Origin of the sequence: Streptomyces sp. NPDC051555 (assembly GCF_044454405.1) — a bacterium.
Classification (GTDB): Bacteria; Actinomycetota; Actinomycetes; order Streptomycetales; family Streptomycetaceae; genus Streptomyces.
The window spans coordinates 1-15,139 of record NZ_JBITDP010000056.1 but is presented as its reverse complement, the minus strand read 5'-3'; the positions used below and the strand labels follow the sequence as shown (position 1 = coordinate 15,139).

12 protein-coding genes and 1 pseudogene are annotated in these 15,139 nt (G+C 69.3%); 2 read left to right on the top strand and 11 right to left on the bottom strand.

The genetic code is table 11. The features are described from left to right. Positions 1-92: 92 nt before the first annotated feature. From ACIBEA_RS43070 to ACIBEA_RS43060, 3 genes and pseudogenes are all read right to left on the bottom strand, one after another. Complete coding sequence (locus tag ACIBEA_RS43070) at positions 93-416, bottom strand: hypothetical protein (protein ID WP_399269777.1); 324 nt, start codon at positions 414-416, stop codon at positions 93-95. Positions 417-434: 18 nt separating this feature from the next. After that, positions 435-1,414 (bottom strand): annotated as a pseudogene (locus ACIBEA_RS43065) (serine hydrolase domain-containing protein). Positions 1,415-1,771: 357 nt separating this feature from the next. Then, entirely contained in the window at positions 1,772-2,023 is a 252-nt protein-coding gene (locus ACIBEA_RS43060) for a hypothetical protein (RefSeq protein WP_399269775.1), read from the bottom strand. A 736-nt stretch (positions 2,024-2,759) separates the two neighbouring features. On the opposite strand from ACIBEA_RS43060, the gene ACIBEA_RS43055 reads away from it, so the two are divergent. Further along, complete coding sequence (locus tag ACIBEA_RS43055) at positions 2,760-2,984, top strand: hypothetical protein (RefSeq protein ID WP_399269773.1); 225 nt, start codon at positions 2,760-2,762, stop codon at positions 2,982-2,984. Positions 2,985-3,003: 19 nt separating this feature from the next. After that, positions 3,004-3,864, top strand: a complete 861-nt coding sequence (locus tag ACIBEA_RS43050; RefSeq protein WP_399269771.1) for a protein kinase — start codon at positions 3,004-3,006, stop codon at positions 3,862-3,864. 374 nt (positions 3,865-4,238) lie between these two features. Here ACIBEA_RS43050 and ACIBEA_RS43045 read toward each other — a convergent pair whose 3' ends face one another. From ACIBEA_RS43045 to ACIBEA_RS43010, 8 genes are all read right to left on the bottom strand, one after another. Next, positions 4,239-4,667: a hypothetical protein gene (locus ACIBEA_RS43045; RefSeq protein WP_399269769.1), complete on the bottom strand. Its 429-nt coding sequence runs from the start codon at positions 4,665-4,667 to the stop codon at positions 4,239-4,241. Continuing rightward, a complete protein-coding gene (locus ACIBEA_RS43040; RefSeq protein ID WP_399269767.1) occupies positions 4,664-6,766 on the bottom strand; it encodes an integrase in 2,103 nt (700 codons plus the stop codon). Before ACIBEA_RS43040 ends, ACIBEA_RS43045 begins: the two co-directional genes overlap by 4 nt. Then, the gene (locus ACIBEA_RS43035) at positions 6,763-8,589 is read right to left on the bottom strand and encodes a hypothetical protein (protein ID WP_399269765.1); all 1,827 of its coding nucleotides are present in this window, start codon (positions 8,587-8,589) and stop codon (positions 6,763-6,765) included. The genes ACIBEA_RS43040 and ACIBEA_RS43035 overlap by 4 nt, the downstream gene beginning before the upstream one ends. Before the next feature lie 98 nt (positions 8,590-8,687). Then, a complete protein-coding gene (locus tag ACIBEA_RS43030; protein WP_399269763.1) occupies positions 8,688-10,166 on the bottom strand; it encodes a hypothetical protein in 1,479 nt (492 codons plus the stop codon). A gap of 41 nt (positions 10,167-10,207) precedes the next feature. Then, positions 10,208-11,281: an MFS transporter gene (locus ACIBEA_RS43025; RefSeq protein WP_399269781.1), complete on the bottom strand. Its 1,074-nt coding sequence runs from the start codon at positions 11,279-11,281 to the stop codon at positions 10,208-10,210. 35 nt (positions 11,282-11,316) lie between these two features. Continuing rightward, on the bottom strand, positions 11,317-12,165 hold the full coding sequence (locus tag ACIBEA_RS43020) for a 5'-3' exonuclease H3TH domain-containing protein (RefSeq protein WP_399269761.1): 849 nt from the start codon (positions 12,163-12,165) through the stop codon (positions 11,317-11,319). Between the two features lie 116 nt (positions 12,166-12,281). Then, positions 12,282-14,144 (bottom strand): ATP-binding cassette domain-containing protein, encoded by a 1,863-nt coding sequence (locus tag ACIBEA_RS43015; RefSeq protein ID WP_399269779.1) that lies wholly within the window; start codon positions 14,142-14,144, stop codon positions 12,282-12,284. Positions 14,145-14,278: 134 nt separating this feature from the next. Next, positions 14,279-14,914 carry an NUDIX domain-containing protein gene (locus tag ACIBEA_RS43010; RefSeq protein WP_399269759.1) on the bottom strand — a complete coding sequence of 212 codons (636 nt, stop codon included), beginning with the start codon at positions 14,912-14,914 and terminating at the stop codon, positions 14,279-14,281. Positions 14,915-15,139 lie beyond the last annotated feature (225 nt).

Genomic DNA, 15,139 nt, shown 5'->3' with positions numbered 1-15,139 from the left:
AGCGAGTACTTCCGGGGTGCAGCCATGGCCACTGGTCCTCTCATGAGTCCCATCTGACCCGATGTCAACACTCTCCGCATCCCGGGGGAACCTCAGGAGAGCGCAAGGGCCCCGCGTTGGCGGGCCAGAGTGCCGCCGCACCACAGCGCCCAGGCCATGCCCGCGGTGTCGTCCGCGGCGCGGGCAGTTCGGTAGCTTGCCTTCCACGCGCGTTCGGCCCGCGGGATGTCGCCGAGGCGGCGGTGAGCCTCGGCCAGAGCGAGTTCGGACGCCGCCAGTTCGGGCAGGGATCCGGACCGCCGTGCCGCGTCGCGGTGTGCACCGGCCACGACCAGTACCTGGTCGAAGGGCGTGTTGGCCGTGAGGAGAGCGCTCAGCGCACCCCGGTACTGAGGAGCTGCGGCTGCTGCGGGCATCGCGTGGTTCCGGGCCTTTCAGACGTCTCGGGCGCAGGCGGCCTCTCGCGGCGGCACACTCTGCTCGGCGATGAGGTTCATGAGGTCGACGCGCAGTCCGGGCAGCGCGCGGCGTTCGCGCCCGTAATAGATGGCGTTGGTGCACAGGGCCAGGTAGCGGCCGGTGCCCGGGGCGAGGAAGAGGCTGGTGCCGGTGAAGCCGTGGTGGTGAACGATGCCGGTATCGGACACCAGCCAAGCCAGCCCTCGGGCCAGCCCCGGTCGCGCCTCCACCTGGCCCTGCATGCTGAGGCGAAGCCAGCTTGTCGGGGCTCCGTGCGCGGTCAGCAGGTGGCCGGCGTAAGCGGCCAGGTCGGCTGCGGTGGTGAAGACCCCGGCGTTGCCGGCGGTACCGCCGAGGAAGGCGGCATTGTCGTCGTGGACCTGGCCCCACATCCGCGGCCCGTCGGAGAAATGCCCCCCATCGTGGGCGCGACATCGGGCCCCCGCCCCACCGGCGAGTAGGCGGTGCGCGTCAACCCGGCCGGCCCCCAGACGAGCTCCTCGGCCAGCCGGTGCAGCGGCATGCCCAGGAGGCGGGGCAGGATCAGCCCGAGGAGGATGAAACCCCGGTCGACGTAGCGGTGCACGGTACCCGGCACTGATTCCAGCGGCTCGGCACAGATCAGCTCGGCCAGCGGAAGACGGCTTGAGCCGTACAAGTCGATCCGGGTCCGCGCCATCAGCCCCGCCGTGTGCGTCAGAACCTGGCGCACCGTCACCGCGGCACCCGGCAGGCCCTCCGGCAGCTCGCCCGCGTACGTTCCGACCGGCCGGTCCAGATCAAGCAGGCCCTTGTCGAGGGCGACCCCCACCAATGGCCACACCACCATGACCTTGGTCAGCGACGCGGCATCGTAGCGGGTGTGCTGCGTGGGCGCCGCATCACCACACTCAGGAGCCACCACCCCGGCACTCACCACCATCCGCGAGCCCCCCAACGTGCCCAGGACGGCCACGGCCCCGGGAGACTGCCCCCCGGTCACCAGCACCGACAGCAACCTGTCCACCCGCGGCCCGGCACAGGCCGCCCAGCCCTCCCCGACCACAACCGGCCCTCCCGTCACCGCCTCGGACCGCCCGATCCCCGCCGGCTCGCACCCATGGGGATCCAGGCACACCCAGTCCACGCTGTTGATCAAGAACGGCCAGTCTGCGGCCGGTGACAGGCCGCGTCAATGGCGAAGATCGGCAACACGGCCGACAACACCCAGCTGGTGGCGTGGTCGGGAGCCCGCCGGCAAAGCCGCCTCGCGCTCACCCACGACTGGGTCCGGGCCTGCGGCAGGGGGTGTTTGTGTGGTTCGGGGTCTGTTTCAGCCCAGGGTGGGTAGCCCGCTGCCGAGTGCCGGTGCCGTGCTTTCGAGGGCCTGCCCGCCAAGGATGCCTGTCGCGCTGCCAACGGCTCCGGCTGTGCTGTCGGCTTTCTGGCCGAGGGAGCCGGGGTCGAGGTTGGTCAGGCCTCCAAGGCCTCCCAGGGCGTCGGTGGGGCCGTCGGCATGCGCGGCCGCCGCTCCCATGATCAGTGCGGCTGCTGCGAGGACGGTGGCTGTGACGGCTCGTCGCATGGGAAATTCCTTTGTATGAAGTGATCAGCTTGCGTGATGAGAACGCAGAGGGCCGCTGACAGTCACTTTTCTGGCACGAACGAGGAAGGCGGGGAATCTTCGCGGCTATGAGTGGATTGACGATGGAACCCACCGTGCAGGCGGAGATCAGCACCGCGGTGCTGCCGCCCGTTGACCGATGGCCCCCCGGATTGTGGTGCCGGCTCCGGTCTGTCGCCTCGAGGGCTTTCTCGGGCCGACCGAGCCGACGTGCTCGTGTCCTACGCGCTCTCGCGGCAGAGTGATTTCACCGTGGGAACGGTGATGGATCCGCTGACCGGATCCCTCTCGCACAAGCGCCGTGCATCCCTGGTCCTCCGCGCCGCCGAGCAGGATGCCGGCGGCGCGGAGGACGCGGTCACGGCAGAACGCATACGCATGACTACTCCCAAGGATCTCTGGAAGGCGCACCAGGGAACGGTCGCGTCGGGCCGTTCAAGGCCACGGAACGATCACCGGAAACGACATGTCTCCCCGATGAGGCCATCTTCCTGAGACGCTCCACTTCCAAGATCTCATGCAGCGTCAGGTACTTACTCAGCTCGGTACTTGCCAGATCCAGGCCCTCGGGCCAGACGGTGATCGAACCGTACCCTTCTCCGGCGCGGCGTCGGGCATGCGGCTGTCACGCACGGTGGAATGTTCGTGTGCCCGCCTGATCGGGGGTGCACGATCCGCGATCGAGGGAGAGTTCACGATGGCTGGCGAGCACGTACACCGCAGTGGCGACACCCCTGCCCCGGAGCCCGAGGAGAGCAGTTCCTCCATGGGTTCGGGGATGAGGGTGTTGTCGCATTCCGAGACCGTCGACGGCCAGCACATGCCGGCCGGTGCCACGGTCCAGGTCTCCAACTTCGTTAACCCGACCAGCTACAAGCCGTCGAACGTCCTTGACGGGCCTGACACCGGGCCGTTGTTCTAACGGCGACAGGGTCCTGGTGTTGGGAGAGCGAGCGGTGGAGAGCCGGGCGGCAGCCGGACACGCAGGAGTCGGCGAACAGGTACTGGACGGCTACCGGTTGCTGCGGGCGGTCCAGGTAAACGGTTGCAAGGCGCTGTACGAGGCAGTCGCGCCGGACAGCACCCAGCTCGCGATCCGGGCCGTGTGCCTTGACGCCCCCCGTGCCCGACACCGGCCCCTGGACAACGAGTACGCCTCGCTGCGCCGGCTGGCCGGCTTCTGCGCGGTCCCGGCCGTGGTCGGCGTCGGCCGCACCGACACCGAGCGCTACATGGCCACCACATGGGCACCCGGGAGCCACCTGGACCGCAACCTGCGCAAGACACTGGACCTCGCACCAGCGCCTCCGCTGCCGGCCATCGCCGAAACCTTCGCCGCCCTCCACGCCCGAGGCGTGGTGCACGCCGACGTCAACCGGCACAACATTCTGCTCACCTCCGACCAGGAGGTGCGCATCATCGACTTCGAGAACTCCCGGCGCCTGGAAGATGACACCCCTTTGGCCCTTCGGCACAGTGGCATCACCATCTGCTTTGCCGCACCCGAAGCAAGGGCCGCGCTCCACGACCAGGACAAGGCCCCGGCCGTGCCGACACCGGCCTGGGACCAGTACGCGCTGGCCGCCCTGTTCTACTACCAGCTGACCGGCCACGCCCACCGGATGCACCCCGACAAACCGACCAGCGACAGGTCCACCGCCTTCCCACTCCACGGGCCGGCAGCGGCGCGCTGGCCGGGCCTGCCCGCAGTCCTGGCCACCGCCCTCGCACACGACCCCGCCGACCGCCATCCCAGCACCGCCGCGTTCGCACACGCCCTCCACCGCGCCATGGGGGGTTGATCTGGTGGGGTCCCCGAGCAAGAGCATCGGCGGCGCTGGCGTACCGACAGCGACATGCTCTCCATGGCCCTCCACCTGCGCGGTCAGACGATGAGCTTGCGCGACATTGCTGCCCGGCTCGTCGTCACCACCGGCAAGAAGAAGGGCCAACACCCGTCCCCCGCGACGGTCATGCGGATGCTGCGCGAACAAGTCGAACACACAGCCCCAGCCCCCGATGGAGCCCGTGTCCTGACCTGCGGATCAGCCCTTAGCGTTGTTTCTTCGCCGAGAACTACTGAGGCCCCTACGCGGCCACAGAACCTTCCCGCATGCGTGTGCACCGGCGTGGAGGCCACGGCCCGTCAGCGACCAGCAGGAGCGCCATTGTGCGGTCACGGCCGCCGAGCGATGGGTACGACCGTGCCGGATCTGTCAGTGAGTTCGGCTCGCAGGGCCTGGTTGTCGTGGTGGAGGGCGGCGATCGCGGTCGCGGCGGCCTTCAGCTTCCTCTCCAGCCGGGTGCATTCCTGGGCCTTGGCGGCGAGTCTCTTACGGAGGCGGGTGATCTCGGCGTCCCGGTGGGCCTCTCCTGCCGTGGTCTTGCCCCGCTCGGCGATGTGGGCGTCCCATTCGGTGAGAATCGGCTGGGCGCGGTTCATCGTGGCCCGGCTGACCTGGGCTTCTCGCCACAGGTTCTCCTTGGTGAGCCGTCCGTTGGTGCGCTGGGGCTTTCCGGTGAACAGCCGCTGCATCGCGGCCCGCAGGGCCCTCGCCGTTTCGGGTGAGACGCCGTCGGACGTGACGCGGCGCGGGGTGGTCATGCGGATGTGCCTCGAATCCTGTCCAGGACGGCCTGGGCGCGTTCTGCTTCTCTGGAGATCAGGGCCTTGCGGCCGGCGGGCAGGCCTGGTGTTTGGAGGAGTTGGAGCTGGGTGCGGTGGTGGGAGTCGTAGAGCGGAACGTGCTCGGTGCCGATCATGCTGTTGGGGCAGCGGTCGGGGCGGCAGCGGTCCTCCAGCGGGCCGGTGTGGCCCTCGGGGACGACCGCGCTCTCCAGGCAGACGGCCCCGGCCGGGTTGCGCTCGTCGAACAGGCAGTTGTTGAGCGTGCCGAACCGGATGGTGATCCGGGCCTTGCGCAGCAGGTCGTCCTCGACCCGGGCGTCCCCGTGGCGTGCTTTGACTGTGGCCGTGACCTGGTCAAAGACAGCCTTGAGGCGTTCGGCCGCGGGGCCGAAGCCGATCTCCTCGCCGCTGGCGTGGTCCACGTAGAGGTCCTTGAGTCGACGGAACCGGGCGGCGTGGACCGCGTCGTCGAGGTGCCTGGCCCATGTGGCGTCGGGTGCGGCGTAGCCGCGGGTGGCGCGGTTGGCCAGGGCCCGGGTGGCGATGTGCTTGAGCTGGATGCCCAGCGCGATCTCGGAGCCCGCGAACTGGTCGGTGAGCATCGCCATCGTGCGGCGGAACATGTGGGGCCGGACTGTGCCGGCCGGGATCGGGTCAAGCCCGGAGTGGACGTGGCCGGCATTGACGGCGGCGATGAAGGAGTCGACCATGTGGCCGCCGTGGAGCTCCTCGTTGACCGCGTGCGGGGTGAGCGTGGTGAAGACTCTGGTGGGATGAGGGGAGAGGGCCTCGGCGACCGCGATGGCCTCGGCGACCGGCTCGCTGATCCACCAGTGCTTGCGGGGCCGCCCGTCGTGGCCCTTGACGAGGGTGGAGGCGATGGCGGGCGCGTTGTAGTGCTCCACAACGCTCCCGCGGACGATCTCCTGCAATTCTGAGTCCCGCATCATCGACAACGCCGCCACCAGCACGAATGCGGCGTTTCGGAGGGTAGTCGCCAGGACGGACAGTTCGTAGAGGTCGAAGCCGGGATGCCACGGCCCGTGGCTGCCGTCCGTCCGGGTCACCTCGGCCAATGGGATTGGGTAGCCGAGGTGGTAGCGGCCGTCGGCGACGGCGCGCATGACCTTTGCCCGCCGGCTGCGTGCTGCGGCCGACGACCGGCCGAACAGCGCCCCGCTGCGACGTTCGTTCACGCCGAACTGCAACGTGAGCATCGACCAGTTGACCTCGGGCGGCAGGTCCACCGGCCACTGCGGGTCGTAGTGGCAGGGCACTTTCCAGTCCGGGTCCGACAGACAGGCGTCCAGGGTGGCGTCTTTCCCGGCAGCCGACGCAGCAGCGGCGTCCTTCAGCTGTTCGACCTGGCTAAGGGCACGGAGGATGTCGGGAGCGAAGGTGTGCACGTACGTCCAGGCCGCCCGTACCAGTGGAAACCAGATGTCCGGTGGCACGGCCCTCGTGGAAAGTTCGCCGTCCCGTACGTCTTCGGCGACCTGCCCTGCCGTCTTGCCCGGCCACGGATCCTCGGCCGGCCAGGCACAACTGAAGGCAGGGGCGAAGAGGGACAACTTCTTCAGGAATGCGACATGCCGGGTCAGTGTCGGGGACTTGACCGTCGTCCTCAAAGCTGTGATCCGCCGGCGCAGATCGGCCACGTTCCAGTGCGCCGGGTCATTGTCCAGGCCCTCGCTTCGTGCCCACGTGATCAGCCCGCGCAGGCAGCCCATGTTCAAGTTGATGGTGCCGATGTCCCAGGGAGCGAAACCGAAATGGAGGCCGTTGGCCTGCAGCGTCTCGTGCTGCGGATTGGCGAGGACTATCACCACCTCGCGGGCCAGGAGGTTCCAGTGTGGCTCGGCGAGCGTCCCGTCCAGGCGGATGCGCCACCACGACGGGTTCCGGTTGGCGGGCTTGGCCACCACCCCGTTGAAGTCAAGTACGTCGGTGTCTCCGAAACGCGGGTGCCGGGTGCCTTCCTTGCGGGCCTGCGGCAGCAGGGCACGGCCTTGGACGATCGGCTCGTCCGGTCGGAACAGGGACTGCGTACGAGCAGTCGGGCGGGGAATGATCATGCGTCGAACTCCACATGAGCGGCCAGTGGCAGGTCCAGCCGGACCAGTCCGTCGTTGATGTGCTGCCGTGCCAGGGCCTTCTCCTGCTCGCTGTGCTCTTCCAGTACGGCACGGAGGTTGACGTAGGACTGGCCCCACCGCCGGGTGAAGGTTCGCGGATCGAGGCGGAGGCGTACCCTCTCCAGGTGCTCGGCGAGCAGGATCAGTTGCGGCAGGTGACTGGGCAGGACCCAGGCGTTACGGCACTCCATACAGCGCAGCGGCGCGACCGCGCAGAGCTCACCGGGCTTGCTGAACGGGGAGTCCCACGGGTTCTTGCAGTGGGAGACGCCCATGTCGAGTTCGCCCTGGATCATGCCGTCCGCCTGCTCCGCCTCCAGTCCGAGTTCCCGCAGCCGCTCACTGTCCTCGGCGATCTCAGCAGCCTCCGGCGCGATCACGATCGGCCCGTTCACGGCCTGCTCGAACCAGTGGGCCTGGGCCGTGGTGATGACCTTGCCGGACAGGATCCGCAGTGTGGTGCCCTGGGCGTAGTGGCCGGCGAAGGTTTCCTCGAGATGGTCGTCGGCGGCAGCGCTGATACGGCCACCGGAGACGATTGCCTTCTCCACCTTCGTGGACTTCCGCAGCCGCCCGATGTGCGCCGGGCCGTCGACCGTGACCCCGACCGAGTCCAGCCAGTCGGTGAACCGCTGCCCTGCGGCGTTGGCGTCCCAGCGCCCGAACCTGAGGTCGTAGTACACAAGTGAGGGGCGCACGAACAGGGTGTCGGCCACCTCCGGGCACAGCCTTCGCGTCTGCTCCGTGACCTGCACAAGCCGGCGCACGACCGCGCTCGCCTCACGCCGCGGTCGATCGAGCGACTCTGCCGTCTGAACCTCTTCATCCCCGGGGGCGTCGCGGAAGGCTCGGTGCCGCACGCGGTGGGCGCGCTCCTTGACCAGCGTCAGACGCACACCCTTCGGGAGGAACTCGATATCCGACAGACCGAAGCCGGTGACCTCCTCGGAGGCGTGCCCGGTGGCATCCATCAGCAGGACCCTGAAGGCGTGAAGATCCAGATTCGTCGGGTAGAGGCGGCGCACCAGCTGCCAGATCAGATCCCGCCGGGCCCGCCGAGGTGCGACGGCCCCGTCCTTGCGTAAGATCATCTCGCGCAGCACCGTTGGCCACTGCGTGGTGGTCGGTGGGAGCCGGTCGCCGATCTGCCGGGGCAGGATCGCACCCCGCGACAGGCCCCACAGCAGATCCGGCACACCCAGCCAGTCCCCCTCATCGGGATGCCGACCCTGTTCCGCCAGCGCCCAGCCCTCCGCCAGCCGCTTCTCCAGCGCGCGCACCGACGACCATGCGGCCTTGACCAGCGCCTGCTTGTCCGCCCGGCTGAACTCGTCCCGCTCCGCACCCTCACCCCACCCGGTCAGAGTCATCCCGCGGGCGAACCTCGCCAGCGACTCTTCGACCCGGCGCTCTGCATGGTCCTCCCGCCGCACGATCAAAGTCCGCACGCCCGAGGCCGCCACCCCCGGCTGCCGCGAACCCTCCCCGTACGCGGCCGGCAAAGTGCGCTCCCACCGGGCCAGCAACGGCATCAGATCCACGGACTCCAGCGACAAGGCAGTCGAGTCCTCGGATACGGCGTCCATGGCCGCGCACAACAGATCAACCGCCCGCACGTAGTCCCGGGACGCCGAGGCCGACAGACCCGTAGCGTCGACGTACTCCACCCACTCATCAGCCAGCTCCGCGGCCAGCCGCGAGCACCGGTAGTCCCCGGGATCGATGTACTGCAGCCGCTCCCGACCCTGATCATTGACCGCCACCACACGCACGCCGACCCTGCCGTCCCCACCTGGAGCCCCCAGCGCCCGCCGCATATGCGCCGTCCACTCAGCAGACCTCCGCCACTTCACCCGCGCCATCAACACACCCCTGCCGACTGCTTCTCCAGCTGGAAGGCCCTGGAAGCGATCTGTGCGTAGGTAGCCTCTCCCCCCGGATCACCGAGCCACCCGGCGAACGCCGCCTCGTACTCTTGCACCAGGTCATCGGTGTATTCCAGGTACGCGTACGTTGTCTCCGGGCTCGCATGACCGAGCCTGCGGCTGACGATCAGCAGCGGGTTGTAGCGGATGTGGCCGCTCAAGTAGGAGCGATGCCGACGCCGCCGCGCCACCAGGTCCGGCTCGGCCCCATCCATCTGCCGCTCCAGATAGGTCAACAGCTGCAAGGCGTACGTGTGGCGCAGATCGTGCCATCGCCACCGCTTGGCCGGCAGCCGCGGCGTCGTCTCATTGGCCAGGGCCACCATCCGGCGCCACGCGGCGTGCCGGTACCGCTTCCAAGAGTCCGCCCCCGGCATGAGACCGCCTCGCCCGAGAAACACCGCCATGGCCTCCAGCCCGCACTCGCCTTCCCACACCGTGATCCGGCGCAACTTCGGCGGCATCGCCTGCATCACGAACACCTGCCGCATACCGTCGAGCGTGCCGTGAATCCGGCCCGTTTCCGGCTCGACCCGGGAGACGACGAACAGCTCCCGGTGCCGGCGCTCCAGCCGCCGGGCAGCGGCCGCGGTGAACTCCGGCCGCTCCAGCAGGCAGTAGGCCTCCACGGAGCGCACGGCCTGCTCGGGGACGAACACTGCCCGGGCCTTGCCGTACTTCGCGCACGCCTGGACCGTGAGCTCGGTCTCGCCCCCAGGACGGTCCACTCCCATGCCGAGCTCGGGCAGCAGCACCGTGGCCCACTCCTGCCACCGCATCCCGCTGCACAGGGCCAGATCCGCCCCCGCCCGGTCGCGGTGCGGGGAACTCCCCCGGTAGGACCGGTTCAGTCGAGAGTCCGAGCCCTGGCCGCCAAGCCCGACATCCCGGAAGTACCGGTACTGCTCCAGACTCAGATGCCGGATGTCCATCCCACGCCGAGTCCTCGAACTCAGGGCGTTCCGACCCCGTGACGCCACCCGTACGGGCCGCCGCCGCAGGTAGTTCTGCTCCACCGCGAAACTGAAAAACTGGTCCAAGACCGATGATTCCTTTGACCACGCCGAAGAACCGATGGGCTTCTCCTGCACCTGCGTGCGCGACTTCTTGTAGGCGACCAAGTCGGCCTCGACTGCCATGAGCACCGAGCGGTCACGCTTGGCCTGATGGGCATCGAACCGGGCCATGATCCGCCCGTAGTCCTTCATCGTGTCCTCGGCCAGATCCGCGTACGACATGCTCCGGGCCCACGCGCACAGGGGCTCCACCGGCATCATCGTCTCGTCATCCAAGAAGACTGGCGTGCCGTCGGAGATCCCGTGGAACTCCAGCAGCCCTGCTGCGTCGACACCCTTGAGAACCGGGCTGTCCAGATACCGGCGCACCAGCGCCATGTCAACCGCGAACAACTGCATGCAAGTCACCTCCCTCGACACCTGGAGAAGAGAGATAGCAGTCAGCGGAGAGCCAAGAGGGCGCCGTTCACCGGTACGAGGGACCTGCCATGAGACAAAACTGAAACGCCCCAAGAAACCGAGCGCTGGGTGGTGCCCGCGCAAGCGGCCGCGGCGAGCTGGAGTCCGCCCGCGACCGAGAGGACCAGCAGCCAGAACGGGCCGGGCCCGGCGAAAAGCAGCGGCACGCTCATCAGCGGGTACATCGCGAATCCGGCGACCAAGACCCGTCCGGGCCCGAACCGGCGGACGATCCTCGGTGCGGCGAGCGCCCCGGCCAGGCATCCGGCGCCGGAAACCCCCATGATCACGCCGAGCCCCGTCGTGCCGGTCTTCACTGTGGTCAGCAGGTGAAAGGCCCAGAAGGTCGAGGTCAGCGCCGACCCGAAGCCGGTCCCGGCCAGGCACAGCACGAGCGGCCGTACGAGCGGGGTACGGGCCACGTACATCAGGCCCTCCCAGATCTCCGCGGCCATCCTCCGCCGTGCCCTGGGGGACGGGGCGGGGGCCGTGCGGATCAGGGACGCGCACCATGCCGAGAGCAGGTAGGAGGCGGAGTCCAGGGCGAAGGCCCGGCCCGCCCCCACCACGGCGACGACCGCGGTCCCCAGGTAGGTACCGGCGGTGTCGGCGGCGCCGAACGCGGCCCCGATCCGTGAGTTGGCCTGCTGCAGCAGGCCGGGCGAGACGAGCTGGGGGACGATCGCGATGGCCGCGGCTTGGTGCAGCACCGTCACGGCCCCCAGCGCCAGGGCCACGCCGTACAGGACGGGCATGGACAGCGTCCCCAGGACCGCGGTGGCCGGGATCACCGCGACCACCGCGGCCGACGCGAGGTCGGTGAGGACCAGCACGGTCTTCTTGTTGTGCCGGTCGATGACCGCCCCTGCCGGCAGCGCGAGCACGAACGTGGGCAGTTGGACGAGAAACGCGAGGAGAGCGATCTGCCCCGGGGCGGCCTTGAGGTGGAGGACCGCGAGCGCGGGCAGAGCTACGCCGTGCACGGCCGTCCCGATCAAGCTCGTGCTCTCGCCGGTCAGATAGGCGCTGAAAGACCGGTGGCCCCGGAGAGACACTTTGGCGGACGGGGTGACGGCCGCCGCAGGCACGTTCACCACAGGCCGGCCGCCTTCATCAACAGGGCGGGCGCGGTCAGTTCGGGGGTGGCCGTCCCGGTGACGATGTCCTGCGGGACCGGCACCTCGTGGTTCAGGCGCAGGATGGACCGCTCACGCAGGACGTCCTGCCAGGTTTCGCGGATCCGTGCCAGCGGCTTGGCCAGGCGGCCCGGTGCGGTGGCGGGAAGGTCTTCGAGCTGGCGTCCGCCGCCAAGGAGCCGGGCGGCGGTCACGGGTCCGACGCCGGCCACCCCGGACAGGTTGTCGGCCGGGTCTCCGGTCAGGGCACGGAAGTCGGCCCACTGCGCCGCCGTCACCCCGTACCGGACGGCGACAGTGCCTGCGGTGACGAACTGACGGCCGGGCGGGGCCTGCGGGTTGAGAATCCGGATGCAGTCCTCGGCGAGCAAGCCGTAGAGATCACGGTCACCCGACAGCACCACCACCGCACGGCCTGCGGCGGCCTCCCGGGTGGAGATCGTCGCCAACACGTCGTCGCCTTCGGCGCCGGGCCATTCCAGCCACCGCACCCCACCCAGGTCGAGCATCTCCTTCAGCGGGGCCAGGGCCTGGATCGGGCTGTGGTCGGCGTTGGCCCGGTTCGCCTTGTACGCGGGGTCGGCCTCGACCCGGCCGGCCGCGCCGTCCTCGGCGTCGAAGACCACCACGACCTCATGCCCGGCGCAGTGCTCGCGGTGTGCCTTCCGCAGGAGCGCCACGAACCCGAAAGCGCCGGTCACATCTGTGCCGTCCAGTGCCTGGAACCGCTTCGGAAAACCAAAATGCGACCGATAGAGGAGATGGTGCCCGTCGACGAGGAGCAGCGGCGCGGTTGCGGTCATGAAGGTGCCTCCCGGCATCCCAGGCGCCTGCAGCCGCGACGCCCGGGTGCCCCAACGCGGGCAGCCCACCAGGGTATCGGTCCCCACATGGCGCCGGATCTGCAACACAGTGGGGTTCATGCCAGATCCTCCGCGCGATCCGCCGAAGGGGCTCGCTGGGCTGGCACACTGTCCGCGAAAGCGGCGGCCTGGATCAGATAGGCGTTGCGGAACTCGCCCGTACCGAAGGTTTCGTCCATGAGCTCGGAGAACGTCCCGGATTCAGCGACCTGGCCGTCCTTCATGACGTGGATGACGTCGGCGTCCCGCACCGATTGAAGGCGGTGGGTGATCAACACGACGGTCTGGCCAGTGGCGGCCAGGGCGCGGATCTGATCGAAGACCCGCTGCTCGGCTACCGCGTCGAGGGCGCTCGTGGGCTCGTCGACCACGAGAATCTCGGGACGCCTGTACAGGGCGCGGGCGATCCCCAGCATCTGCCACTCTCCGCCGGATGCCTCCTGCCCGCCCTTGTAGCCCCGCCCGAGCAGGGTCCCGAGGCCGCGGCGCAGGGCGGCGATGAACTTCCAGGCGCCGGAGAACTCCGCGGCCTCCTGTACCGCCTGGTCGTCGATGGGGACGGTGGGCCGGCCGATACCGACGTTCACCCTCACCGTGAAGGGCCACCGGAAGAAGGACTGCGACATGAGCGCGATGCGGGCGAAGATCTGCTTGCGCTGGGCCTTCGACGCGTCGACGTCGTCCCACCAGATCGTGCCGCCGTCCTCGTCGGGCAGGTGGAGCCCGGCCAGGAGCTTGACCAGGGTTGACTTGCCCGAGCCGTTCGCCCCGACCACGGCGATGACCTTGCCCATGGGGAAGGACAGGGACACCTCACGCAGGGTCGGCTTCGGCGTCTCGCCCCCGCTGCCGGGGTAGGTGAAGGTGACCTTCTCGAAGCGGACTTCGCCGATTTTCTCGGGCAGGTCCTCGCCGGTCTCCGGGATCGCCCGGGCCTTGGCCTCTGTGCACAGGCGCTCGAAGTCGGCGACGAACAGGGACTCCTGGTGCAGGTCGGCCATCTGCAGGACGAGACCGTCCAGGCTGGAGGATCCAGTGCGGATGGCCAGGACGGCGGTGCCGGCGACCGCGAGGTCCATCCGCCCGCTCCACAGGAGCAGCCCCAGCGCCCCGTACGTGAGGAGGGTGGCGAGGCCGGACGCGCCGTCGGCGATCAGGCCGATCTTCGCCGCGCTGCGGGCCAGGCGGGTCTGCTCGCGCTCGCTCGTCTCGGCCATCTCCCGGAAGTGGGAGAGGAGGAAGGGGCCGACCTCGTGGACGCGTACCTCGGCGGCCGCTTCCCGCTGAGTCAGCAACTGCCCCAGGAGGTGTCCGGCCCGCGCGTGCTGGACGAAGGCGTGGAAGGAGAGGTACCTCTGCCGGGAGATCGTCAGGGACCTCCACCCGCTCGGCAGGGTCATCAGTACGAGGAGCGGCAAAAGTCCGATGTGGAGCACGGTGAGCACACCGGCCGCCGCGACCAGGGAGATCCCGGAGTTGAGGGTGTTGGTGCAGTAGCGAATCATGCGCCGGGCCGAGTCGGCCCCGTAGCGGGCGGCGTCCAGCAGCCGGTGGAATTCATCGTCTTCGATGGCCGCGAGCTCCACCCGGTGTACGAGCCCCAGGTACTGCTCGGTGGCCACCCGCTGGACCTTCGGTTCCAGCTCGCCGGTTGCGGCCGTGGACGCGGACCGCAGCAGCGAACCCACCAGCGCGGCGACGGCCACGACGACGAGTGCCGGGAACGCACTGGTCAGGCGCGCGTTCGTCCCGCCGCCGGCGAGGATATGGCCCAGGACCGCGTTGACCGCGACCAGCCCGACGGCCTGCGCGATCCCGCGCCCCACTTCGGCACCGAGGACCACGCGCAGGGCGCGAGCGTCGGCGAGGTGCGCGAGGTGCAGCCCGGTGCCGATCATCCGGGGTAACCCCTTGGCCATGGTCCACAGGCCCAGCTTCAGCCAGGCACCCTCGTGCTGGTCCCAGCCGACGTCGTACGCCAGCTCCCCGCCGAACAGCAGCCGTTCCGAGTCCGACACCGTTGCCTGTTCAGGATCACCATCGGCTTCCTTGCTCACTTCGTCCCCCTCAGATCCGGTCGTGTACTGGTGGTTGCGTCGCTGGCCCTGAACGGTCCGGCGGGGCCGCGCACCGGCAGACGCGGTTCGCCTCCGCACTCCACCGCCGAGGCTGCTTCGCCTTCGGCCGTGGCCGGCCCGGTCGTAGGCATGGCGAGGGCGCCGTAAAGGGTGCCAGCGACGTACTGGTTGAGGACCGCGTGGGTCAGGGCCCGGCAGTCGGCCGGGGGGCCTCCGGGGTCGGCCCACACCACCTCGCTGAACCTGTGCGGCGCGGTGTTCCGGGGCTCACCGGACCAGCGCTGTGTGGCGAAGACGGCGCACAGGCGGCCCGCGCCCTGCTCGCTGCGGTAGTGGAGGAGGCCGCTGAGCTCGACGTCCTGTACCCCCACCCGGATGCCCAGGGCTTGGGAGGCCCCCCGACACGCGGCCTCGTCCAGCCACTCCGCCGGCTCCAGCCGTCCGCCCACCAAGGCCAGTTGTCCGCGGTCGGGGTATTGGGACCGGCGGACCAGCGCCACCCGCCCGTCCGGGCGCAGCGCGAGGAGCGCCACCTTCGTCAGCGGCCGGTAGCCCGGCCCGGCCTGTTCGATTCGGGCAGCAGCTGTGCTGGGGTGGGGCGCTGTCTGCACTGGTCCTCCCTGGATTGACGTGGAACCGAGCGATGGTCGAACAACCCCCCACGCCTGGGTGTCGTAACGGACGCGGAAGGGGGAATTCTTCGAACTGAGATGCGGTACGGGTGTATAGGTCAGTTCCGCTGGGTGAGACCTCGATCGGTAGTTGGCCATCTCGTTCGATAGTTGGCCAGCCCCTCGTTCAGCCGTGTCGGACGACATCAGATCGTCAGTGGCTGA